Annotated in this window: 16 protein-coding genes; 1 reads left to right on the top strand and 15 read right to left on the bottom strand. The window is 33.7% G+C overall.

The genetic code is table 11. The annotated features are described in order from the left end of the window. Positions 1–163: 163 nt before the first annotated feature. The 5 genes from P8V03_RS10765 to P8V03_RS10745 all read right to left on the bottom strand — a co-directional run bounded on the left by P8V03_RS10765 (position 164) and on the right by P8V03_RS10745 (position 5,288). Entirely contained in the window at positions 164–2,188 is a 2,025-nt protein-coding gene (locus tag P8V03_RS10765; RefSeq protein ID WP_318798141.1) for an FtsX-like permease family protein, read from the bottom strand. Then, the gene (locus tag P8V03_RS10760) at positions 2,178–2,945 is read right to left on the bottom strand and encodes an ABC transporter ATP-binding protein (RefSeq protein ID WP_318798140.1); all 768 of its coding nucleotides are present in this window, start codon (positions 2,943–2,945) and stop codon (positions 2,178–2,180) included. Before P8V03_RS10760 ends, P8V03_RS10765 begins: the two co-directional genes overlap by 11 nt. 62 nt (positions 2,946–3,007) lie before the next feature. Further along, positions 3,008–3,424, bottom strand: a complete 417-nt coding sequence (locus P8V03_RS10755; protein WP_318798139.1) for a hypothetical protein — start codon at positions 3,422–3,424, stop codon at positions 3,008–3,010. Positions 3,425–3,609: 185 nt separating this feature from the next. Further along, positions 3,610–4,623, bottom strand: a complete 1,014-nt coding sequence (locus P8V03_RS10750; RefSeq protein WP_318798138.1) for a sensor histidine kinase — start codon at positions 4,621–4,623, stop codon at positions 3,610–3,612. After that, positions 4,620–5,288: a response regulator transcription factor gene (locus P8V03_RS10745; protein WP_318798137.1), complete on the bottom strand. Its 669-nt coding sequence runs from the start codon at positions 5,286–5,288 to the stop codon at positions 4,620–4,622. The genes P8V03_RS10750 and P8V03_RS10745 overlap by 4 nt, the downstream gene beginning before the upstream one ends. 178 nt (positions 5,289–5,466) lie before the next feature. Here P8V03_RS10745 and P8V03_RS10740 point away from each other — a divergent pair, with 178 nt between their 5' ends. Beyond that, positions 5,467–5,817 (top strand): DUF2200 domain-containing protein, encoded by a 351-nt coding sequence (locus P8V03_RS10740; RefSeq protein WP_261672250.1) that lies wholly within the window; start codon positions 5,467–5,469, stop codon positions 5,815–5,817. Between the two features lie 64 nt (positions 5,818–5,881). On the opposite strand, the gene P8V03_RS10735 is transcribed toward P8V03_RS10740, so the two are convergent. The 10 genes from P8V03_RS10735 to P8V03_RS10690 form a co-directional block, all read right to left on the bottom strand. Next, positions 5,882–7,108 (bottom strand): amidohydrolase, encoded by a 1,227-nt coding sequence (locus P8V03_RS10735; protein WP_318798136.1) that lies wholly within the window; start codon positions 7,106–7,108, stop codon positions 5,882–5,884. Further along, complete coding sequence (locus tag P8V03_RS10730) at positions 7,101–8,834, bottom strand: 4Fe-4S dicluster domain-containing protein (RefSeq protein ID WP_318798135.1); 1,734 nt, start codon at positions 8,832–8,834, stop codon at positions 7,101–7,103. Before P8V03_RS10730 ends, P8V03_RS10735 begins: the two co-directional genes overlap by 8 nt. 132 nt (positions 8,835–8,966) lie before the next feature. After that, on the bottom strand, positions 8,967–11,522 hold the full coding sequence (gene xdh / locus P8V03_RS10725; RefSeq protein ID WP_318798134.1) for a selenium-dependent xanthine dehydrogenase: 2,556 nt from the start codon (positions 11,520–11,522) through the stop codon (positions 8,967–8,969). Between the two features lie 3 nt (positions 11,523–11,525). Then, complete coding sequence (hydA, locus tag P8V03_RS10720) at positions 11,526–12,920, bottom strand: dihydropyrimidinase (protein ID WP_318798133.1); 1,395 nt, start codon at positions 12,918–12,920, stop codon at positions 11,526–11,528. Between the two features lie 141 nt (positions 12,921–13,061). Continuing rightward, positions 13,062–14,423 carry a nucleobase:cation symporter-2 family protein gene (locus tag P8V03_RS10715; protein ID WP_318798132.1) on the bottom strand — a complete coding sequence of 454 codons (1,362 nt, stop codon included), beginning with the start codon at positions 14,421–14,423 and terminating at the stop codon, positions 13,062–13,064. A gap of 18 nt (positions 14,424–14,441) precedes the next feature. After that, complete coding sequence (gene ssnA / locus P8V03_RS10710; RefSeq protein ID WP_261672257.1) at positions 14,442–15,764, bottom strand: putative aminohydrolase SsnA; 1,323 nt, start codon at positions 15,762–15,764, stop codon at positions 14,442–14,444. Positions 15,765–15,793: 29 nt separating this feature from the next. After that, positions 15,794–17,380 (bottom strand): N-acyl-D-amino-acid deacylase family protein, encoded by a 1,587-nt coding sequence (locus P8V03_RS10705; RefSeq protein WP_318798131.1) that lies wholly within the window; start codon positions 17,378–17,380, stop codon positions 15,794–15,796. Positions 17,381–17,395: 15 nt separating this feature from the next. Continuing rightward, positions 17,396–18,583, bottom strand: coding sequence for a YgeY family selenium metabolism-linked hydrolase (locus P8V03_RS10700; protein ID WP_261672344.1), 1,188 nt, complete (start codon positions 18,581–18,583; stop codon positions 17,396–17,398). 27 nt (positions 18,584–18,610) lie between these two features. Next, positions 18,611–19,822, bottom strand: coding sequence for a diaminopropionate ammonia-lyase (gene dpaL / locus P8V03_RS10695; protein WP_261672259.1), 1,212 nt, complete (start codon positions 19,820–19,822; stop codon positions 18,611–18,613). A gap of 333 nt (positions 19,823–20,155) precedes the next feature. Beyond that, entirely contained in the window at positions 20,156–21,907 is a 1,752-nt protein-coding gene (locus P8V03_RS10690) for a sigma 54-interacting transcriptional regulator (RefSeq protein WP_318798130.1), read from the bottom strand. Between the last annotated feature and the right edge of the window lie 209 nt (positions 21,908–22,116).

Here is a 22,116-nt window from a genome sequence, read left to right as displayed (position 1 = left end):
TAAAAAACCATGATATTTAATATAGAACTAAAATCATTCAAGGTGAACTGTACTATAAAATGACATAGGCTTTTTATCAACGGTATATGACTTGCAATTTATATTAACGTGGTTATAACAGAAAAGCAGGGTTACAATGAACCCTGCTTTATAATTCTATATACTAATTGCTAGTTTTAACTATTCTTTTAAAGCTAAAATAAGTTGCATAAAAATATCCACCATATATTACAATAAGCGCTAAGGCTATCATGAGGGAAGAGCCTTGAAAAATGCTTTTATTTTCAGTCCTAAGCATTTTATTCGTCACAGTTATTCCAACGGCTGAATGTATGATTGCCAAGCTTAAAGGCACCATAAAGTATATAAGGGTCTGTACTAGTATTGATTTATTTATCATCTTTTCAGTAGCACCGATTTTCTTAAGAGAATTATATCTATGCAGACTGTCGCTTGCTTCTGATAACTGCTGTAAGGCTAGTACTGCAGCACTAGATATCAAAAATACTATACCTAAGTATATGCCCAGAAATACAATAAGAGCTGATGGACCATATACGCTTGCATAAAGCTGTTCTACTGTATTTCCATAGACAAGCATAAAGTCATCCTTTTCATATCTATACTTTTCAAGCTCAGCAAATAAATCGGAGAACCTCTCCTTAGACTTTTCATAATCATTCCCTTGGAAAATTGCATTAAAGGACGATGCCTGCGGCTTCAAGGTTCCTTGAAAGTTGTCAGGGATTATAAAATAAAGGAATTCCAAACTAGCTTTTGAACTAATTATATTTTCTTTTATTGATGCTTTATTCTTAATGCTATAAGTTTTATTCGCTATAACTGCAGAGTTTTCATTTTTCATAAATATATCGAAGGCATTGATAGTCTTCTCATAGTTGGATACAACTAAAATCTCATTATCCTTTAAACTTACGGGTTGCTGCCCCAAAAGCTGTCTTATTGAATTATATTCTGAAACTTTTACAGCTGATATAGGACCATCTGTATAATTTAACTGAAGTTCTCTTTGCTCTTTTTTGCTTAAATACTTGCTTAATAAATCGTTTAGAGAAAGCTCAAGCTTATATTCAGTAAAAAACACATGTTTTTCGTTAGGCTCAAATTTAAAATTTGCTTTCTCAAGAGATTCTTTAATATCCTTTATCTTTTGATCTTTTATATTAATATCTAATTTAGCTGAAGCATCAAAAGAAGTATTTCCCTTAAGCATTGTATCTAAAGTGCCTTTATAGCCAAACATGGTGAATAAAAGCGTAATAGTTAAAAAAAGCATAAGGCATATTGTGGTCATTGATAAAAAGTTAGTAGTTATCTTATTGTTTATTTGTCTGAGTATAAATATATTTAAGTTTTTAAGATATATTTTTTTGCTCTTTTGCAACACATTGATTAAAAAGCTAGAAAGACTGTAAAAGCACATTAGGGTTCCTATAACTCCCAGTAGTATGGAAGCCATAAAAGTAGTGTTATCAGGAGCTACTCCAATCTTTAACACCATGCTGTAAGCTGCTATAAGTGCTGCTGCGGACAGAAGAAATATAACTATTGAAACAACAGGATTTTTCAGCTTTATGTCTTCATTTTTCTTTGTGGCATTTAACATGTCAATAAGCTTATACTTAGAAATAATAATCTGGTTGAATATCATCACTAGAAGAAATATTATTCCAAAGTAAATAGAAGATTTAATTATTGCGCTTATTGATACAATAAATCTGTATTTATTCATATCAACTACTAAAAGCTTCGCTGTAATAACTGATAAGCCTTGGGAAACTATAATACCAAGTAAAACTCCGGCGGCCAGAGACAATAGACCGATTAAAAAAGTTTCCAGTATTAAAATCCTTGAAATTTTACCCTTTGACATACCTAATGTCATATATATTCCTAATTCCTTTTTGCGCTTTTTTATTAAAAAATTATTAGCATAAATTATAAGCCCACCTAAAATAAAGGATACAAATACAGATGTTCCTGCTATAAGCTTATTTAAGGTTGCTACATAAGTTTTAGTGCTCTTTCCAATCTCAAGCAATGATGTTTGAGCCTCAATAGAATTAAAACTATAGAATATGCATACAGCAAAAGTTAAGGTTAGAAAATATATAGAATAATCTTTAAAACTTCTTTTTACATTATTCATTGCTATTTTAAAAAACATCGCCTGCATCTCCTCCAAGTAAAGTTACAACTTCAATTATTTTATTAAAGAATTCCTTTCTTGTATCATTTCCACGTACTAGTTCATTAAAGATCCTGCCATCCTTAATAAACAAAATTCTGTGAGCATAGCTTGCTGTAAAGGCATCATGAGTAACCATAAGTATTGTAGCCTGAAATTCTTTGTTTAACTTTTCAAAGGAGTCTAGAAGAAGTCGCGAGGATTTTGAATCTAAAGCGCCAGTAGGCTCATCAGCCAATATAAGCGAAGGTTTGGTTACCAAGGCTCTGGCAGAAGCCACTCTTTGCTTTTGTCCTCCTGACATTTGAAAAGGGTACTTGTTTAGTACATCAGTAATTTCAAGTTTTTCTGAAACTTCTTTTATAGCTGAATCTATTTTAGCAGCTTTTCTATTTTGTATAGTTAGCGCCAAGGCTATATTCTCGTAAGCAGTAAGGGTATCTAAAAGATTAAAATCTTGAAAAATAAACCCTAATTCATCTCTTCTAAATTCTTCTAATCCCTTTGATTTAAGAGTTGTAATATCTTTTTTATTTATAATAATGTTTCCTGTTGTAACAGTATCAATAGTTGAAATACAATTTAAAAGAGTAGTCTTGCCGCTGCCTGAGGGCCCCATTATGCCAACAAACTCTCCCTTATCAACTTTGAAAGAGATATTATCAATAGCCTTAGTAATATTCCCTTTGTTTCCATAGTATTTTTCAATCTTTTCAACACTCAATATACTTTCCATATATAATCCCTCCATCAATTTATAGGTCTAGCTGGTATTTTTCACACCAGCTTTATAACTATTTAATTTTTAACTTCAAATTTCCACATACCTTCCATTATCTCTTTACCCGCGGAATAGATGGTTACACCATATTGCCCTTCTTCAAGCCCTTCGGGAGCTGATAGTTTAGCAGAAAAGTATCCCGATTTGTTTATCTCTATATTCTCCTCTACTTTAAATCTGTTCTTCGTTGCTACTTCACCTTTATACCATACAACTGTCGCCTTTTTAATAGCTAGCTTTTTGCCTTTTGCAGAAAAATAAACTGTATCTTTTGGTTTAAATGTAGTAGAAGGTGCAGTAGCTTTTCCCTTGTAATCTATACTTCTAGTTAGTGCGCTCTCTTTGATTTTAGGACCATTAAAGTATTTATAAGAAGCGCCACCCCCAACAACTATAAACATACCTGCTAGTATAGGTATTAGTAGTTTTTTCATAGTAAATTCCCCCTTGTATATAATGAATTGTAAATCTCATATATTAATGTTCTGTCTACAGTTATTATCTTACTAGAATTTTTCACAGATACATATTCGTTTATATTTCACTAAAGTTACATTTTTGTAATGTAAAAAAAGGATTCACAGCATCGCAGCAAGCAATAGCTATAAATCCTTTAATATCAATTCAACAAGTTATTTCTGCCTAGGGGAAATATAATACTGACCTTTGTACCTTCGTCAGCTTGCGAAGTTAAAGTTAGACCTAAACCAAGTTGATCACAAAGCTTCTTACATAAATAAAGTCCAATACCAGTAGACTTTCTAAGCTTTCTGCCATTTTCTCCAGTAAAGCCTTTTTCAAAAACTCTGTTTATATCTTTATCTATAATACCTATACCATTATCTTCAATGTTAAGTACTATGTTGTTTTCATTTCTAATAGAATGTATTTTTACTTTACCTGCCTTTTCCTTGCAGTATTTAATGGAGTTTACAATTATTTGGTTTAATATGAACTCAAGCCACTTGGTGTCACTATATACTGAGCCTTCCACACCTTCAATATCAATAGATATTCTCTTGCTTATAAAATCCCTTGAATTCCTTTTAATCACGGATTTAACAAGGGAAGCTAAAGAAATTTCTTTAATAATGTAATCTTTGCTTACATTATTACTTCTAGAGTAGTATAGTACCTGCTCAATGTAACCTTCAATTGTCTTAATCTCATAATCAATATTTCTTGTAATCTCATTTTGATTGTTTTCAATAATTAATCTTGTAGATGCAATTGGCGTCTTTATCTCATGAACCCAGGTTTCTATATATTCTCTATATTCACTCTGCATGTCTCTATATTGTTTTACATGTTCATGCATATCCTTATTAGCTACCTTTAATAAATTATATATAAATTTGCCTTCTGTAAATCCAGGTTCTTTTATGACTTCAGAGAGCAAATATTTTTTATCCAAGCTATCCATTACATCTGCTAACTCAATATAAAATCTGCTTAGTTTAGTATATTCCAAAGTTATAAAGGAAAGCGGAGGAAGAAACCATATGCAAAAGGTTAAGAGAATTATATTTGCACTAATATCTATAAGCAGCATAATGCCGCAAATAATAAGGAACAATATAAGATTAATAAGCAAGAATACAAATCTATCTTTTAAATAATCTTTTATACTCATGGCATTATATATCCTAGCCCGCGTCTAGTTTCTATATTATCTTTCATTCCAACTTCTTCAAGCTTTTTTCTTAGTCTTGTAACATTTACAGATAAATTATTATCATCCACAAAAATTTCCGAACTCCACATAAAGTCCATTAAATCATCTCTAGATACAATCTTTCCTTTGTTCTTAATCAAACAGGATAGTATTTTAATCTCATTTTTTGTTAGCTCTGCAGCACTGCCTTTGTATGTAATAGTACCATTTGATAAATTAAGCTTTAAGTCATTGTAAGAAATTACATCTTGGGTATTGGAACCTTGAATTCTTCTTAGTATAGATGCGATTCTTGCCAAAAGAATTTGGGTATTATAGGGTTTTGTGATAAAGTCATCAGCTCCTAAATTCATACTCATAAGTTCATCCATATCACTATCCCTGCTTGTAACCACTATTATTGGGACATCAGAACTTTTTCTTATTTCTCTACATATGTGATATCCATCGAATATAGGTAGGTTTATGTCTAAGAGTACCAAATCCGGTGCTTCCCCAAGAGTATAATTAATAATATTTTCAAAGCTTGTTGGAGCAACAACATAGTAACCATATCTTGTTAGAAAAGTACTAAGTTCTTCTCTTATAGTATCGGTATCTTCTATAATAATAATTTTTACCATAGATTTACTCCCTTTGTTAAAAAATATTGGCTTAAAGCTATTATAATTGATTATAACCATTACTGCAAAAAACAATCATTACAGAAATGCGTAACATTTAAAAGATAAGCCAACCCTTCATTTGAACCGACTATTTTTTATGATATAATAAAGAAAATTGCATAAGAAAGGGTATATCATGGCCAAACATAATATCTATACAATGAGCGTAGCAAGTGTCTATCCCCTTTATGTTATGAAGGCGGAGAAAAAAGGACGCACGAAAACAGAAGTCGATGAAATCATCTGCTGGTTGACAGGATATAGCCAGGAAGAGTTAGAAGTTCAATTGGAGAACCATACAGATTTTGAGACTTTCTTTGCGGAAGCTCCTCAACTAAATCCTTTACGGACTTTGATTAAAGGGGTTGTCTGTGGTGTCCGAGTGGAAGACATTGAAGAAGCAACTATGCGGGAAATTCGCTATTTAGATAAGCTAATCGATGAGTTAGCAAAGGGAAAAGCGATGGATAAGATTTTGAGGAAATAATGATTAAAATGAAGAAACACTGATTTTATATGTAAGATATAAAATCAGTGTTATTTATATGGTTTTAACCCAAGTCAAAATTATTCTTAACAATCTTTCCCTTAAAAATTACAGCCTTTCTTTCAGTTCTTCTAGCTACTGCTTCTGCTGAGCAGGAAGCTTTAGTTAAAACAAAGCTGGCTTCATCTCCTATTTGTGGCCATATTCTGTTCCCTTTAGAATCTAAAGAGATTTTCCCACCTGTAATAAAACTAATTCCCCTTGATAAGGAATATTCATCTATCCAGCCAAATCGTTCACATAATCTTGTTGCTCTTTCAAGCATATCTCCCGTTACAAAAGGAAACCAGTGATCTGTAATACTATCATTTACTGCCGCAATCTTTACACCTTTTTCGCTAAGCATAGGTATAGGTATAACAGGAACATCTATTGGAATTGAGGAGGATATACTTATCCCACTAGCTGCCATAGCTTTAGCCACAGCAGAAGCCTCTTCCTTAGAAATGTGAGCTAAACAGTAGCAGTGGCTTATGTTCACTCTTCCCTGCCACTTTGCTTCTTCTACAAGCTTTATGAGCCTCTTTATAGTAAAGATTCCTAACTCACCACCGTCATGCAGGTGAATATCTATATCTGAATTAAAATTAGTAGCTATATCCATTATAGTATTTAGAGACTTTTCTATATCTCCATCAACATTGGCAGGATCTAATCCTCCCATTATATTTACTCCCATGCTCATTGCCTCTTTTATAAGTGAAACTGTATTTCCCTTTAAAAGACCATGCTGAGGAAATGCCACTATCTCATAAGTCATCTTATCCTTAAAAGACTGAAGTGCCTTTAAGGTACCCTCTACATTTCTTAAACCACAAACCTCATCTACATTACAGTGAGTTCGAACATGAACTGTACCATTATCTGATAAAAGCTTTAACACCTTTTCAGCCCTATCTACTAATGTTGGAAGCTGTTCAACTAAAAGTATCTTTTCTTCTTCTATACGTCCAGCTACACTTTTAAAAGGTCTACAAGCCTTCCATGAATCACCGTAGTAAGTTTTATCTATATGTATATGATTTTCCTTAAAACCTGGAAGAATAAGCAGTCCTTTTCCATCGATACTATCTAACTCTTCACAATTTACTTCTCCTTTTATAATATCCTTTATTCTACCATCCTCAATAAGAATATTATAAATAGCTGTTTTAGTACCTACTACATCATTTTCATCATATATAAATCCGTCTTCAAGTAATACATTTTTTAACCAGTAACTTTTACTCATTTTTTAATTCTTCTTCACTTAAAATATTTATTTTGTCAACATAGTAAGGATAATCCCTTAAAATTGTTTCAACAGTGATTTCTAATTTACTCTTATCTTCTTTTGAATTAGCTGTATAGATATATTCTCTTCCATCTTCTCTTAATAAGAATTTATCTTCTCCAATTCTTAATAAACCAGTATTCTTTGAATCCTTATACTCTTCTAAGTTCTTATAGATAGTTATTTTCTTATAATATGGGTAGCCACCTCTTGGACAGAACATATGACAGTTACCGCATTCGTTGCACATATTTTCAATATGAGCTATTTGGTAATTAGCTGTTAGCCCTTCAACAATAACTCTCATATTTGCTCTATTTGGGCATACATCAACACAGATTCCACAACTCTTTAGACAATCAAAAGTTTCTAGCTTATCCTCTAAAACTTTTCCATTTCCTTTGTTTTTATAATTAGCATCCTTCTTTGCTTTGTCAGCTAAGATACTTAAAGCTTCAAGATCTAATTTCTCAGTTGCTTGTCCTGCTTTTTTCATTTCATTTAATACAACATTATTGTTTGTATATCCCTTTGGTTGTAAGAATAACGTTGATATAGTAATAGGAGCGATTCCAGCTTTAAATACATCTAATACATTATTTTTATCTATTCCGCCTGACATAGACATAGTTATATCCTTAAACTCATTAGCAATCTTTTTAGCTACATTTATTGCAATTGGATATAACGGCTTTCCAGACATGTACATAGCTTCCCCTGGCATAACCCCTCTAGTGTTAACTACAGGTAGTGTGTTTGTTAATTTAACTCCGAAAGTTACATTATTTTCTTTAGCTGTTTCTAATAGCTTAGCTATTATTTCTTTAGCCATATCGAATTGTAAATCATGCTCGAAGTCTTCTCTTTTTAATGCTATATCATTATATCCTAGGTTATCTAAGATTTCTCTTACAGCATCATATCCTAGTAATGTTGAATTACATTTTAATAATGTATTTATCTTTTTATTTGATATTAAATGAGATGCTATATTTAAAATTTCACTTGCTTTGCATCCGTGCATTGTAGAAAGTGTAATTATATTGGTAATCTTTGAAGTAATCTTATCTATATCTTCTAATTTAAATCTTTTGAATTTATCTATATTTTTCTTTAATACTTCTATACACTCTTTAAATGTTTCAGTATTCTTTGCATCTTTAAGGTCATCAATAAAGTCAGAAATCTTTTTTGATTGAATTCCTTCAAGGTCATATCCTACACTTATATTAAGTATAAAGTCCTTTACATCTGATAGTCCAAGTTCAATACCAAAAACCTGCATTAATACTGAAGCTTTTATATATTCTGCTTTTGCTTCTTCAACTGTTAACTCTGTAGACCATTCTACGTTGTATCCTACATTTTTAACATCGATACATGGTCTTGCTATCATTTCTTGCATTTGTTTTCCGTCTACTATTTGAACAGTCTTAGGTTCAAAATATCTACAGCCTGTTAGATAAGCTGCTAAGAAATTTTGTGTTAACTGTGTGTGAGGACCAGCTGCAGGACCTACTGGGTATCTTAAGTATTCTCCACAAAACTCCATTTCTATACTATTGTCAATATCCTTAGAGAAGTCCTTTTCCTCTATTTCAAATATTTTTCCTTTTGTATAATAATCTTCAAGAGCTCTCTTAAGAATTGTTTCAAAAGACATTGTTTTCATTACTTCACTCATGGTTGTTCCACCTTTCCTCAAATAAACCTTGCATTGATTAGTATTGTATAAATTTTTACTAATTAAAATTTAGGTGTTATTAGAGGACTCCTAAAGCATTTAGGTGTCCTCTAGTAACCTAAACTGTGTTATCTATTTTTTCTTTCTATAAGCAGTATCCTCTAAAGGTAACTTTGTTCTAAAATTACCATCAAGTCTGAAGTATGCTCCTTGCACCGCTGGTGCTGTTGGAATTGAAACAATCTCTCCAATACCCTTAGCTCCATATGCAAGAGAGTCTTTATTTTTCTCTACAATTATTGGTTGAATTTCAGGAACATTTGTAGCTCTAAATAATCCTAAAGTACCAAACTTAGCTGTAGGAACTGCATTCTTTAAAGGATAATCTTCTGTAAGGGCATATCCAAGAGACATTGTTACTCCGCCTTCAATTTGTCCCTCAACATTTATTGGGTTAACAGCCTTTCCTACATCGTGAGCTGCTACTACCTTCTTAAGCATTCCATTTTCATCTAAAATTACAACCTGAGTTGCAAAACCATAAGCAACGTGGCTTACTGGATTTGCTTTGTCAGATCCCATTGGATCAGTAACCCCTACGTATTCACCATAGAAGTCTTCTCCATTAAGTTCTCCAAGGGATTTTTCCTTTAATGCTTCCTTAAGTTTTAAAGCAGCCTGTTTTGTAGCTTCTCCTGCAAATACTGTCTGTCTTGAAGCAGTAGTAGTTCCTGAGTTTGGAGTTATTGAAGTATCTGGAGCATCTACAACAACTAGTTCAGGTGATATTCTTAAAGTTTCACATACCATTTGAGTGGTAACAGTTCCTAGACCTTGACCTATACAAGCTGCACCGGTTCTTACATGAACCTTTCCATCTATTACAGTTAGTCTACATCTACCTACATCAGGAACTCCAACTCCTAGTCCACTGTTCTTCATAGCACAAGCAATTCCTGCATAAGTATGTTTTTCAAACTCTTCTTTTACAGCTAAAAGAGTTTCTTTAAGAGCAGTATCTGGCCCTGCAATTTGTCCATTTGGAAGAACTTGTCCTGGCTCTATTGCATTTCTAAATCTAATTTCCCATGGAGATATTCCAAGTTTTTCAGCTAAAAGGTTTAAATTACACTCAGAAGCAAAGGCAGATTGAGTAACTCCAAAACCTCTAAATGCTCCTCCTGGTGGATTATTAGTGTAGACAGTCATTCCTTCTACCTGAACATTTTGGAAATTATAAGGTCCTGCTGCGTGAGTACATGCTCTCTGAAGTACTGGACCTGCTAGTGAAGCATAGGCTCCACAGTCAGTTACGATTGTTGCTTTAAATGCAGTTATTATTCCATTTTCATCACAAGCTGTTGTAACTTCCATTTCAGCAGCATGTCTCTTAGGATGTACCATTAAACTCTCTTTTCTACTTAAAAGAACTTTAACAGGTTTTTTAGAGACATAAGCAAGAAGTGCTGCATGGTGTTGAACACTCATATCCTCTTTTCCACCAAAGCCACCACCTACATATTTGCTTATTACTCTTATCTTATCTGCTGGAAGACCTAAAAGATCTGAAATTTCATGCTGCTCATCATATATATTTTGTCCACCAGTATATAGAAGTACCCCATCGCCATCTGGCATAGCTAAAGCACACTCTGGCTCTAAGAAGGCATGCTCTGTAAAAGGAGTAGAGTACTTTTCTGTTACCACATATTTAGCTTTTGCTATAGCTTCATCTACATTTCCTCTCTTTAACAACTCTTTTCTTAATACGTTTCCGCCTTCATGTATTTTAGCTGCTCCTTCTTCTATAGCCATTGTTGGAGAAGTAAGAGGTGTTCTTTCTTCATAATCCACCTTAATTAAGTTTAACGCCTCTTTTAAAGCCTTCTTGCTTGTAGCAGCTACTAATGCAACTGAATCACCTACATATCTTGTTTCTTCTCCTACTGCAATCATAGCTGGCCAGTCCTTAACAAGGTGTCCTATAAATCTCTTTCCTGGTACATCCTTAGCAATTACTACAGCAACAACGCCTGGATGTTTTTCTGCCTCTGATATGTCAATACTCTTTACTAAAGCTCTAGGATACTTAGTCCTTAAAGCTGAACCATAAAGCATTCCTTCTACCTGCATATCATCTACATATTCAGCAGTACCTAATACCTTTTCCTTAGCATCTACTCTGTGTAGATTTTCTCCCATAAGTCCTTTGCACTCAACCTTTGGCGGTATATAACCTTCTCTTAAAGCCTTAGCTACCATAGCTATTGCTTTCTCAATCTTTACATAGCCTGTACATCTGCATATGTTTCCCTTTAAAGCATTCTTTATTTCCTGGGAAGTTGGGTTTAAGTTTTTATCTAATAAGCCTTTTGCACTTATAACCATACCCGGTATACAGAAACCACACTGTACTGCTCCTGCATCTGCAAAAGCCCAAGAATATACATCTTTTTCTCTTTCTGATATACCTTCTACAGTTAAAACTGATTTTCCCTCAACTTTAGCTGTAGTTAAAATACAAGCTCTCATAGCCTTTCCATCTACTAGCACCATGCAAGCTCCACAAGCACCTTCGCCGCAGCCATTTTTAACAGATGTAAGTCTAGTATTTTCTCTTAAGTACTCTAGTAAATTTATATCCTCTCCTGCTGTCACAACATTTCCATTTAAATTAAAATTAAACATAGCTTATTCTCCTTTTTCTAAAAGTGATTTTCTAGGAATGTATTTTCCAACTGGCTCTTCTGTAACTATTTTTGAATCTCTAACTACTTGTTTTCCTCTTAAAAATACATCTTTAATTCTTCCTTCTTGTTCAAAACCCTCATAAGGTGTATAGTCAACTCTTTGAGTTTGATTCTCTGCGGATACCATCCATCTCTCCTTTGGGTTTAACACTACAATATCTGCGTCACATCCTACGGCAATAGTTCCTTTTTGCGGAAAGAGTCCAAATAACTTTGCTGCATTGGTAGAGGTTAAAGCCACCAAATCATTTATAGTTATCTTTCCATTAACAACTCCATTTGTATAAAGTAATGATAACCTATGCTCTACCCCTGGTGCTCCATTTGGTATTTTACTAAAATCATCAATTCCCATATCCTTTTGTCCTTTATAATTAAAGGAACAATGATCTGTAGCTATAGTGTCTATCTCACTGTTTTGTATTCCTCTCCACAAAGCATCTTTATCTATATCCTTTCTAAGAGGTGGAGACATAACATACTTTGCTCCATTAAAACTACCTTCTTCACTTTCATAACAAGAATCATCTAGTAAAAGGTATTGAGGACATGTTTCTGAGTAAACTTTTATTCCTCTTTTCTTTCCATCTATAATACTTTCCAAGCCATCTTTTGTACTTAAATGAACTATATAAACTGGCGAATCAGCCATTTCTGCTAACTGTATAACTCTAGATATTGCTTCCCTTTCAGCCGCTGCCGGTCTAGTTATAGCATGATACCTAGGATGAATATTTCCATTATTTTTTGCTTCTTTAACTAAAGTATCTATTACATCTCCATTTTCACAGTGAAATCCAATTAATGCACCTATCTCTTTGCCTTTTCTTAATGCACTAAATATTGACCCATCATCTACTTGAAGAGTATTCTTGTATGCCATATACATTTTAAAAGAAGGTACTCCTTCCTTTATCATGTCCTCCATTTCAGCGCATACCTTTTCATTCCAATCTGTTATTGCCATGTGGAAACCATAGTCACAATAAGACTTATTATCTGCTTTCTTGTGCCAATTGTTTAAGCCTTCCTTTAAGCTCTCCCCCTTATTTTGAGTAGCAAAATCTAAAATAGTAGTAGTGCCCCCTATTATAGCCGCCTTAGTTCCACTACAAAAATCATCTGCTGTAACTGTTGAACCAGTGTCTAAATCAAAGTGAGTATGAGGATCAATAGCACCAGGTAAAAGATAACAGCCTTCTACTGATATTATCTCATCTCCCTCTTTCTCTAGGTCCTTTCCAATAGAAATAACCTTCTCTCCTTCTATTCTTATATCTGACTCATAGGTATCCACTGCTGTTACAATTTTACCGCCTTTTAGTACTATACCCATGCAGCACTCTCCTTTCAGATTTTCAGCTTAATTCAATATATACTTAAACGTCAGATGTTTATAAAGCATCTGACGTAAAAGTTATTTTAAGTTATATATAAAAATACTTAGCGCGTGTTTAGGACATCTTATTACACATGTTTATTTCTTCGAATTACCTAATTCATTGAATACTATATTAAGAAATATAGCAGTTATAGTTCCCGTAGTCATTCCACTTTGGAAAATAGTATTAACCCAAGATGGAAATGCTTTATAAAAATCAGGAATTATTAAAGTTATCATCGCTATACCAATACTTATAGCAACTATTATTCCATTCTTTGTGCCATCAAATTTAACTTCACCTAGGGATTTTATTCCGCCTACCATAATCATTCCAAACATCATGAATCCAGCTCCCCCTAAAACTGGATAAGGTATTGCTGCAACTAATGCTGCTACCTTTGGCAAAAATCCTAGTGCTATAAGTATAATTCCTGCAGAAACTGCAGTATATCTACTTTTTATACCTGTCATATTTACAAGACCAATATTTTGACCTAGTGCGGTTCTTGGGAAGGTGTTAAAAACTCCCCCAATCATTGTACTAAGGTTTTCTGCTCTTAAACCTCTTACAAGGTTTTTCTCATCTAATGGTTTCCCAACTATTTCATGAAGGGCTATTATATTTCCAGTTGCTTGGGTCATGATAACGAATATTACCAAAGTCATTGAAATAACTGCTGTTATATCAAAATGAAAACTTCCGAAACGGAATGGCATATCTAACCCTATTAAACCAGCTTGACTAACACCACTGTAGTCAACCATCTTAAATATACTAGCTACTATAGTTCCAATAATTAAACCTAATAGTATGGATATATTGTTCCAAACTCCTTTTAAAACCTTACTTAGTATTAGTATTGTTACTAATACAAATAGTGCTAAAAAGATATTTTTAGGACTTGCATAGTCAGGGGAGGCTGGATTATTTCCAGCAGCCCATTTTATTGCTACTGGTATAAGACAAATACCCATTATTGTTATAACAGATCCTGTTACTACCTTTGGGAAAAACCTTAGCAGCTTTCCGAAAAAAGGTGCTATTAGCAATCCAATTAACCCTGAAATAAAAGTAGCACAAAATATTGTTCCTAATGCTAATGATGGATCTCCTTTATAACTTAATCCAATAGCTACCATAGAGTTTACTGCTGCCATACTAGCTCCTTCAATAAGTGGAGCTTTTGCCCCTGCAAAACCCTTAAGCCCTACTCCTTGTATTAATGTAGCAACACCTGCCATTAAAAGGTCTGCGTTGATTAAAAATACTATCTGCTCTTTACTAAGCCCCAAAGTGTTTCCTAGAATTAGTGAAACCGCAACTCCCCCAGCACACATTACCAGAACATGTTGAAGTCCAAAAATAATTAATTGACTAATTGGAAGTTTTTCATCAACAGGTGCAATTTTATTCTGTTCTTCATTTTCTACAACTGAAATCTTTGGATTTTCCATAACCTACACCTCTATACCCTAAATTCTATTCCACAGCTTATTTGCAGCTTCTCTTGACTTAGAGAGTATCTCTGCTTCATCTACACCTATGAGTTTTCTATTCTTCATTAAAATTCTTCCGTTTGCTATTGTTGTATCTACGCTTCTACCTGTCATACCAAATAAAATATGGCTATTATAATTTGAACTGTTCATTAAAGTGTGAGGATTATAATCAACTATAATTAAATCTGCATAAGCTCCTGCTTCAATGCTTCCTACTGGCCTGCTGAAGTAGTTTGAGGCTATTTTTTTATTATTGTCAAAGAGCATTGTAGGAACTTCTGCCCAAGCTACACTTGGATTCGAAAGATTATGTTTATGTATTATGTTTGCAACTTTCATAGATTCAAACATATCACTAGTATATCCGTCTGTGCCGAGACCTACAGTTAAACCTTTTCTCATCATTTCTATTACAGGAGCACATCCTACTGCATTTCCCATGTTTGATTCTGGGTTATGAACTACATTTGTGTTAGTTTCTTTTAAAATCTCCATTTCAAGATTATTGATATGAACACAGTGAGGAGTAATGGTTTTCTCTCCTAACATATTGAAGTCCATTAGTCTTTGGACAACCCTTTTTCCATATTTGTTTAATGAATCATAAACATCTGCTATTCCTTCTGCTGTATGTATATGATATCCACTGTTTAGCCCTTCCATTGCCGCTGCACACTTTTCCATTGTTTCATTGGAAAGTGTCATTGAAGCATGTAGTCCAAACATTCCCTTTATCATATCTTCACCATCAACATTAGCATGCTTTATAAAGTTAACGTTTTCTCTTATGCCTTCTTCCATTATATCTTGACCATCTCTATCTGAGACCTCATAACACAAGCAGCTTCTTACGCCCATTTGCTTAGAAGCCTCTGCCATGGTAAATAAGCTATCTGTAATAGCCATTGGACTGGCATGATGATCGAATATAGTAGTTGTTCCATTTTTAATACAATCAATTATTGTTACTAAAGCACTATATTTTACATCTTCAAGAGTAAGTGCTTTGTCCAGTTTCCACCAAAGATTTTCTAGTATTTCTACAAAGTTTGTTGATGGTGCTGAGGCCATTCCTCTAGCAAAAGCACTATAAAAGTGCATATGGGTGTTAACCATTCCTGGCATAATTACCTTTCCTTCTGCATCAATAAATTCTGCATCTGGATACTTTTTTCTAATGTCTGATGTATTACCAACTTCTTTTATTATGTTTCCTTCTATAGCTACACAGCCATCCTTAACATAAGGCATCTTATGGTCTTGAGTAACCAGTCTTCCATTTCCTACAAGCAGCATTTCTTTCCTCCTTGTCTAGACAGCTAAGCCTATCCTTTTCTTAATACCTTACCAGCTAATATTTTATTGTATAAACCATTATCTATAACTATATTTCCGTTTATAAGAACGTAATCTATACCTACTGGATACTGTATAGGGTCAACATAAGTTCCTTTGTCCTCAACAGTATTAGGATTAAAAATAACTATATCTGCATAGTTACCTGCCTTTAGAACTCCTCTCTCTTTAATTCCAAAGACCTCTGCAGGTTTTTTAGTCATTTTGTATATAGCTTCTTCAAAAGTTAAAGCCTTTTCTTCTCTCACATACTTACCAAGAACTCTTGGAAAGGCTCCAAATACTCTCGGATGCGGCTTTCCTGCTAAAAGGCCATCGGTGCATACATTTTGTTCTGGTCTATTTAAAAACTTTATAACATGTTCTTCAAGACCATAAAAATCTACCATACCTACAGCATTTTCTTCTTCATAAAGAAGATTAAAGGTAGCGTCATATGGATTCTTACCTCTTATTTGTCCTATTTCCACTAAGTTTTTACCTACTAAATCCTCATTTTTCTCAGTTTTTACACTGGTTACAAAAATCTGATCTAGCCCTGCAAAATCTACAAAGTTATCCCAGCCTGGTATTCCGTTTTCCATATCCTCTACCATCTTTGCTCTTAACTCAGGATTTTTAAGCCTTTCTAAAAGCTTATCTGTGCCACCATCATGAGCCCAAGGTGGAAGAATTACACCAAGCATTGTGCTGCCAGCTACGTATGGATATTGGTCAAAGGAAACTCTAATGCCTTCTTCCTTAGCCTTCTCTAGTAATTTAATTACTTCATCTATATACTTCCAGTTCTTCTTTCCACATACCTTAAAATGTGAGAAGTGAACTTTTACTCCTGACTCTCTTCCTATTTGAATAACTTCTTCCATAGATTCTAGGATAGTATCTGCTTCACTTCTTTGATGAACTACAAATACTCCATCGTACTGAGCTACTACCTTACACATCTCTATAATCTCTTTAGTTTGTGAATAGGCACAAGGCATATATATAAGACCTGTTGAAAGACCATATGCTCCAGCTTCCATTTCTCTTCTGGTGACTTCACACATCTTTTCAATTTCTTCTTCTGTTGGCTGTCTGTTATCAAGACCTAAAACTTCCATACGGATATTTCCATGAGGTACTAAATAACTCTCATTTAAGCCTATGCCTTTCTGTTCCATCATCTTAAGATAGTTATCTGTAGTTTCATAAGTCCAATCTATTTCATCACTATCCCCATCTAGCCCTGCTAGATTTTTTCTCCAAGGACTTATATATTTTTGTGGAAGCGGTGCCATAGATATACCGTCTTGACCTAAAAGTTCTGTGGTTATTCCCTGACGTATTTTTGTTTCATTAAAAGGGTTTACAAGTATTTTTAAATCCGAATGGCTATGAGTATCGATAAATCCTGGAGCAACTATCATTCCTTCAGCATCTATCACTCTATCAAATTGCTTTTCTTCAACCTCACCTATTTTTACAACACAATCATTTTCTATAAGGAGATTGGCTTTTACAGCCTTATCTCCTGTACCATCTATAATTAATCCATTTTTGATTAAAGTCTTCATTATTAATCACCGACCTTACTTATTATAAACCGCCTTTAATATTCCATAGTATCCTTCTGCACCTTTGAAAAGCTGGTCTTGCTCTATATATTCATCTATTGTATGAGCTAAGTTTTCTTTAGAAGGTCCAAATCCTATAGTTTTTATTCCTCTCTCTCCTGCATAGTGACTTCCATTTGTGCAGAAAGAGTATTGAGTAATTTCTGGATTTAATCCTGCTTCCTTCAGTCCCTTATACGCAGCTTGAACATATTCATCCTGCTCATCATATAACCAACCTGGGAAGAATCTTTCTCCCTCTATTGTTTCCCCAGTATAGCAAGTTTCTCTTCCAATAGCATAAGAAACCTTTGCATTTAATTCTGAGTCCTCTGCCATCATTTCTTTTAGTAAAGCTTCAACTGGTGCAAGTACACCTTCCTTTGTTTCTCCAACAAGAAGTCTTCTATCAAAAGTAGCTCTACAGTAATCTGGAACTACTGATGCTCCTGGATATGGAGATGACTTAATATCTGTAAGAACTAATATTCCTTTTCCAAGTCCATCCTGTTCTGGGGCTTCAAGCTTTTGAACTCTGTCAATAACTTTTGCCATTTTATAAACAGCATTTACTCCCTTTTCTGGATTTGCTGAGTGTGCAGGTTTTCCAAAAGTTTCAATAACGATTTCTCCACGTCCACGTTGTCCTATTTTTAAGTTAAGTTCAGAAGCTTCTCCTATTACTACATAGTCTGGGTTAACTTTTTCACTTATTTTACGAGCAGCAATTCCTTCAAATATTTCCTCATGAACTACTCCTGCAACATAAAGGTCTCCAGCGAAATCTTTATTTGTATCTTTAGCAAAATATGAAACAGCAGCTATCATAGCACTTACTGCACCTTTCATGTCTGAAGCTCCACGTCCATAAATCTTTCCATCAACTAATTCTCCACCAAACGGTGCATGTGCCCATTTTGAATCATCTGGAACTGGAACTGTATCTATATGTCCATCAAATAATATAGCTTTTCCTGGTTTGTTTCCTTTTACATGACCAATTACGTTTCCGTAAGCATCCACAAAACAATCATCAAATCCCATTTCTGTAAAAGCATTTTTTATAGCCTCTACTACCTTACCTTCTTCACCAGAAACGCTTGGCTGTCTTAAAAGCTCCTGGCATAGCTTAGTTAACTCTTCTCTTCTTTCATTTGTCATCATCATCTCTACATTCCTCCTACTCTTATATTAAAAACTTGGATATTCTCCATTCCATACTATACTTCTATACTTATCAGGATCTGTGTCCCCTTCTGTACTAAATAAAAGTACTCTTGAATTTTCATTTAGGTTTAGTTTTTCTCTTAAGTCCTTCATATCCTCTCTAGTCATTATTGAGTATATAAGTCCTGCAGTTACTGCTCCTGATTCTCCTGATACTACTTTTCCATCACCTTTCATTGGGTTGCCAAGTATTCTCATACCATTAGCAGCTACCCAATCTGGACAAGCAACAAAAGCTGTACTATAGTCTCTTAAAACTTCCCAACCTATAGTGTTAGCTTCTCCGCAAGCAAGTCCTGCCATTATTGTTGGCATATCTCCACCTACAGCTCTAGCTTTTCCATCTCCAGCCACTGCTGATTTATATAAACAAGCCGCTTCATCTGCTTCAACGATTACAGTAGTTGGACACTCTTTACCAAACACTGATGCAAAATAGCCTTGAACTGCTCCTGCTAAAGAACCAACTCCAGCTTGTACAAATATATGAGTAGGTCTTTCAATCTTCATTTCTCTTAACTGTTCTAGAGCTTCAGAAGCCATTGTTCCATATCCCTGCATTATCCAAGTAGGAATTTCCTCATATCCTTCCCAGGCTGTATCTTGAACTACTACTCCATTATGTTCATCAGCATATTTTGCTGCTAGTCTAACAGCATCATCGTAGTTCATATCAGTTATAGATGCCTCTGCACCTTCTGCGCGAATATTTTCCAAACGGGTAAGGGATGAACCCTTTGGCATATAAACTACTGATTTTTGCTTAAGCTTATTAGCAGTCCAAGCAACTCCTCTTCCATGATTTCCATCAGTAGCTGTTACAAAAGTTATCTCTCCAAGTTCTCCACGGATTTCATCTGAAGTTAGTTTTTCAAAACTTAGCTCTGATATATCCTTATCTAGTCTTTGTGATAAATACTTACCCATAGCAAAAGAACCACCAAGTACTTTGAAAGCGTTTAACCCAAATCTATAGGATTCGTCCTTTATATATATTCCACCTAGACCTAATTGCTTTGCTAGGTTATCTAAATTTGTTAAAGGTGTTTTTGTATATTGTGGAAAGCTTTGATGAAACTTTTTAGCTTTCTCTATTTCCTTGTCTCCTAAAAAGTCAACAGATACTTTGTTATTTGATAGCATAGTATTTTCTTGCCATTTAATTTTTTGATCCATTTTATTACCCCTCTTCTTACTGATTTTTCACAATAATCAATAATAGCAACAATCATGCCAAGCAAAATAAATATATATAATAATTTGGGAGTAAATTGAGAGCAATCATGTAAAGTACATTATTTACACTAATAAAAAATTTTTAAAATAAAAAAATAGTGCGAAAAACTCCTCCTTTTTCGCACTTACTTTTACACTATAATATTTAATAACAAACAGATTTCTTCTATTACTTTTTATCAATACGATAATTAATTACCAATTTGATAGATAAGTTGTACTTACTTGAAAAACTATTCTCAGCAAAGGAACTCCATTATCATTATGATAAAATCATCTTATCTTATCTAGCTTTCTATAAAGAGTAGCTATCCCTATTCCTAGAGCCTTTGCAGCAAGTTGTTTTCCTTTTGTGTCATTACCATAAATATCCAAAGCCTTTAAAATATATTTCTTCTCTATTTCCTCTAAAGGCTTTACAGTTCTTCTATCTCCTTCAAACTCAGATGAACTTCTATACTCTAGTATACTTCTCGGAAGCATATCTTTAGTAATTACCCCATCATTACCAACTAAATTTATCGCAAATTCTATAGTGTTCTCAAGTTCCCTAACGTTACCTGGCCACCCATAATTCTTTAAAAGCTCTATAGCTTCCTTGTCTATACAATAGGCCTCTTTATTAAAAAGCTTATTATACTTTTCCACTAAATTTGCAGCTATAATCTCTATATCTTCTCGCCTTTCCCTTAAAGAGGGTAGTTCAATAGGTATGACATTAAGCCTATAGTATAAGTCCTCCCTAAACTTATTTTCTAAAATTAACTTTTTAAGATCCTTATTAGTAGCTGCTACAAATCTTATATCTAAATCAATAAGTTGATTTGATCCTATTCTAGCTATTTTCCTTTCCTGAAGAACCCTTAGAATTTTTACCTGTAAATGTAGAGGCATATCTCCTATTTCATCAAGGAATATAACACCCTTATTAGCTAATTCAAACTTTCCTATTCTTCCATTTGTATCCGCTCCGCTAAAGGCTCCTCTTACATAACCAAACAACTCACTTTCTAAAAGGTTATCTGGTATAGCCCCACAATTTATGGCGATAAATGGTTTTCCCTTTCTATCACTTTCTGAATGAATAGCTCTTGCAATAAGTTCCTTACCAGTACCACTTTCTCCGGTAATAAGAACTGTAGACTTTGAACCTGCTACTTTTTTTATTTTTTCTTTTAACTGAAACATAGCCCTAGATTCTCCAATAATATTTTCAGTCTTAATAGGCTGCCAAATATGGGTTTTAGAATATAGTTCTGATTTTACCTTTTTTAACTCACTAAATATCAAGATTTTATCGTAGGAGGGCAGCGTAGGGAATACAGGAATCAGCTGACCAATCAAGTTTATTTTCCTTCCTTCTATGTTAATAATATAAGTCTCTTCCTGCATTATATATTCACTAGTAGGAGTTATCTCTATTTTCCTTGTTCTATAAGCTTCAGTTAATTTTAATTGTTTTATAGCACTATCATTCATGTGCACTATTTCACTATTATTGTTAATAACTAAAACCCCTTTATCTACGCTGTTAATAACTTGATTTAATAGTTTTACCATAGATTGATTTCTCCCATTCTCTAAAAACTCATAAGCCTTTGCACTTATAAACTCTGATATTTGAGCTAGAAATTGGAGGTAAAACTCTAGGTTTTCTATTAACCTAACTTTTTGTTCATCACTTGAACAAATTAACCCTATAACCCCTATTATTTCTCCACTTAGCTTTATAGGAGTACAGGTCTCCATTTTTTCCCTACAACATCCCCTTTCATCACAGCTTGTACACAATGAGTTTTTACCAGGTTCCTCTATTACTTGAGGTTGTCCAGTACTTAATACATGTCTATAAACAAAACCATTCCTAGATATATTTTCATTAAGCTTATCCTTATATATTCCTGTACCTGCAATTCTAATAAGACTATTATCTACAATTTCAACATCTACTTTTATTACACTAGCAATTACATTAGCGTATTTAATAACAGAATCTTGTATTTGTTTTAATAATGATACTTTCATATAGTTTTCCTCTTCTCCTTATTCTCTTTAGTTAATTCAGTCTATAAACCTTAATCTGATTATTCTATGATTTATCAAAATAATAATTTTAAACAGATTATTTCTCTATTCAATTGTTTCTTATTTAGTATATTATCAAAATGATACGAAATTATCAATATGATAAGAATATTAATGATTTTATTCTTAAATTAAAATTATTAACATGC

The sequence above is a fragment of the Clostridium tanneri genome, assembly GCF_033659955.1.
Taxonomy (GTDB): Bacteria; Bacillota; Clostridia; order Clostridiales; family Clostridiaceae; genus Clostridium_AM; species Clostridium_AM tanneri.
This window is presented reverse-complemented; position numbering and strand designations above follow the sequence as displayed.

Excerpts from the sequence above, each read along its gene's own strand:
- P8V03_RS10765 (WP_318798141.1), bottom strand. The coding sequence starts at position 2,188 with ATGTTTTTTAAAATAGCAATGAATAATGTAAAAAGAAGTTTTAAAGAT.
- P8V03_RS10760 (WP_318798140.1), bottom strand. The coding sequence starts at position 2,945 with ATGGAAAGTATATTGAGTGTTGAAAAGATTGAAAAATACTATGGAAAC.
- P8V03_RS10755 (WP_318798139.1), bottom strand. The coding sequence starts at position 3,424 with ATGAAAAAACTACTAATACCTATACTAGCAGGTATGTTTATAGTTGTT.
- P8V03_RS10750 (WP_318798138.1), bottom strand. The coding sequence starts at position 4,623 with ATGAGTATAAAAGATTATTTAAAAGATAGATTTGTATTCTTGCTTATT.
- P8V03_RS10745 (WP_318798137.1), bottom strand. The coding sequence starts at position 5,288 with ATGGTAAAAATTATTATTATAGAAGATACCGATACTATAAGAGAAGAA.
- P8V03_RS10740 (WP_261672250.1), top strand. The coding sequence starts at position 5,467 with ATGGCCAAACATAATATCTATACAATGAGCGTAGCAAGTGTCTATCCC.
- P8V03_RS10735 (WP_318798136.1), bottom strand. The coding sequence starts at position 7,108 with ATGAGTAAAAGTTACTGGTTAAAAAATGTATTACTTGAAGACGGATTT.
- P8V03_RS10730 (WP_318798135.1), bottom strand. The coding sequence starts at position 8,834 with ATGAGTGAAGTAATGAAAACAATGTCTTTTGAAACAATTCTTAAGAGA.
- xdh (WP_318798134.1), bottom strand. The coding sequence starts at position 11,522 with ATGTTTAATTTTAATTTAAATGGAAATGTTGTGACAGCAGGAGAGGAT.
- hydA (WP_318798133.1), bottom strand. The coding sequence starts at position 12,920 with ATGGGTATAGTACTAAAAGGCGGTAAAATTGTAACAGCAGTGGATACC.
- P8V03_RS10715 (WP_318798132.1), bottom strand. The coding sequence starts at position 14,423 with ATGGAAAATCCAAAGATTTCAGTTGTAGAAAATGAAGAACAGAATAAA.
- ssnA (WP_261672257.1), bottom strand. The coding sequence starts at position 15,764 with ATGCTGCTTGTAGGAAATGGAAGACTGGTTACTCAAGACCATAAGATG.
- P8V03_RS10705 (WP_318798131.1), bottom strand. The coding sequence starts at position 17,380 with ATGAAGACTTTAATCAAAAATGGATTAATTATAGATGGTACAGGAGAT.
- P8V03_RS10700 (WP_261672344.1), bottom strand. The coding sequence starts at position 18,583 with ATGATGACAAATGAAAGAAGAGAAGAGTTAACTAAGCTATGCCAGGAG.
- dpaL (WP_261672259.1), bottom strand. The coding sequence starts at position 19,822 with ATGGATCAAAAAATTAAATGGCAAGAAAATACTATGCTATCAAATAAC.
- P8V03_RS10690 (WP_318798130.1), bottom strand. The coding sequence starts at position 21,907 with ATGAAAGTATCATTATTAAAACAAATACAAGATTCTGTTATTAAATAC.